Raw genomic sequence first — 2,233 nt, forward strand, 5'->3', positions numbered from 1 at the left:
GGCGTCCGGCGTCCGGCGTCCGGCGTCCGTGATCCTCCATCCCGCGCCGTTCTATGCTAATCTTGCGCGCCCATTGGTGGAGGTCCACAGGTGATCGACGAGATTCAGCAACAACAGGCCCTGGCCTCTCTGCGCACCCCCCGGGATTGCCTGCGCTGGGGCGAGAGCTGCCTGCGTCGCGGCAAGGTGTTTCTGGGCCACGGTACCGACGACCATGGTGACGAGGCGCTGGCGCTGCTGCTGCACGTGCTGGCCTTGCCCCATGACACCGACCCCCGCATGCTCGATGCCCGTTTGCTGCCCCATGAAGTGGAAGCGTTCGTGACGTTGATGACACGCCGCGTCAACGAACGGGTGCCGACGCCGTATCTGACCGGCCAGGCCTGGTTTTGCGGTTTGCCGTTCCAGGTGGATGAGCGGGTGCTGATCCCCCGTTCGCCGATCGCCGAACTGATCGAGGCCGGTTTCCAGCCGTGGCTTGATCCGGAACAACCATTGCGTGCACTGGATTTGTGCACCGGGGGGGGATGCATCGCCATCGCCATGGCCATGGCCATGGAACACGCTGAGGTGGACGCCAGTGATATTTCCGCCGACGCCCTGGCGGTGTGCCAGGCCAATATCGATCACTACGGCCTCGGGGACCGGGTGCGGGCGGTGCTCTCCGATGGCTTTGACGGCCTGCGGGGGCGCTACGACCTGATCGTGTCCAACCCGCCCTATGTGGACGCCGCCGATCTCGCCGCCATGCCAGAGGAATTCCATCATGAGCCGGAGTTGGCGCTGGGCTCCGGTGTCGATGGTCTGGATTTCACCCGCCGCATCCTGGCCCGGGCCGCCGACTATCTGAACGACGACGGCGTGCTGATCGTGGAAGTGGGCAACAGCGACCAGCACGTGATGGCGACCTGGCCGGAGGTGCCGTTCCTGTGGCTGGAGTTCGAGCGCGGCGGCCATGGCGTTTTTCTGCTGACACGGCAACAATTGATCGACCATCGTGAGCATTTCGCCGGCTGACCGGCACCCCCCTGATCTAGGAGCACGAATGTCTGGGAACAGTTTTGGTGAACGGTTTCGGGTGACCACCTTCGGTGAGAGTCACGGCCCGGCGCTCGGGGCCATCGTCGACGGCTGCCCGCCGGGATTGGCGTTGAGCGAGGAGGACCTGCAGGGGGAGCTGGATCGGCGCAAACCCGGCACCAGCCGTTACACCACCCAGCGACGCGAACCGGATCAGGTGCGCATTCTTTCCGGCGTGTTCGAAGGCAAGACCACCGGCACGCCCATTGGATTGCTGATCGAGAACACCGATCAGAAATCCAAGGACTACAGCGAGATCGCCAATACCTTCCGTCCCGGTCACGCCGACTACACCTACACCCAGAAGTACGGCTTCCGTGATTACCGCGGCGGCGGCCGCTCCTCCGCCCGGGAAACCGCCATGCGCGTGGCCGCCGGCGCCATCGCCCGCAAGTTTCTGTCGGAGCGGCTCGGAGTGCGGATTTACGGTGGGGTCGAGCAGATCGGCGATATCCGCGCCGAACAGTTTGACTGGAGCACGGTCAACGACAACCCGTTCTTTTTTCCGGACGCCGCCAAAGTCCCTGAACTGGAAGCGCTGATCAACGCTTTGCGCAAGGACGGCTCTTCCATTGGTGCCCGGGTCACGGTGTTCGCCGACAGGGTGCCGCCAGGCTGGGGCGAGCCGGTATTCGACCGCCTCGACGCCGATCTGGCCAAGGCGATGATGTCGATCAACGCGGTCAAAGCAGTGGAAGTGGGAGACGGCTTCGAGGTGGTCAACCAACGCGGTGAACAGCACCGCGACGAGATCACCCCGCAAGGCTTCGTCAGCAACCATGCCGGCGGCGTGCTCGGCGGTATCAGCTCCGGCCAGCGCCTGCGCGCCAGCATCGCGCTCAAACCCACCTCCAGCATCCTGATCCCGGGCCGCAGCCTGACCCTGGACGGCCAACCCACCGAAGTGGTCACCAAAGGCCGCCACGACCCCTGCGTCGGCGTGCGCGCCACCCCCATCGCCGAAGCCATGATGGCGCTGGTGCTGATGGACCACTACCTGCGCCACCGGGCGCAGAATGGTGACGTGGTGCCGCCCTTGTCGCCGGTGCCAGGCGACAAGGGCAGTGAATAGTGAACAGGGAATAGTTAACAGTGAAAATCAAAAGCGCTGGTCTTTAGCCCCTGTGGGAAGCTTGCTCGCAAGCGAATGGGG

At 64.5% G+C, this 2,233-nt stretch carries 2 protein-coding genes; both read left to right on the forward strand.

Annotated features, from left to right (window positions below; all coding sequences use genetic code 11):
• Window positions 1-90 precede the first annotated feature (90 nt).
• A complete protein-coding gene (prmB, locus tag A6D6_RS21560) occupies window positions 91-1,017 on the forward strand; it encodes a 50S ribosomal protein L3 N(5)-glutamine methyltransferase (protein WP_159661846.1) in 927 nt (308 codons plus the stop codon).
• A gap of 28 nt (window positions 1,018-1,045) precedes the next feature.
• Window positions 1,046-2,152 carry a chorismate synthase gene (gene aroC / locus A6D6_RS21565; RefSeq protein ID WP_133493035.1) on the forward strand — a complete coding sequence of 369 codons (1,107 nt, stop codon included), beginning with the start codon at window positions 1,046-1,048 and terminating at the stop codon, window positions 2,150-2,152.
• Window positions 2,153-2,233: the final 81 nt, after the last annotated feature.

The organism is Alcanivorax xiamenensis (assembly GCF_009846745.1).
Taxonomy (GTDB): Bacteria; Pseudomonadota; Gammaproteobacteria; order Pseudomonadales; family Alcanivoracaceae; genus Alloalcanivorax; species Alloalcanivorax xiamenensis.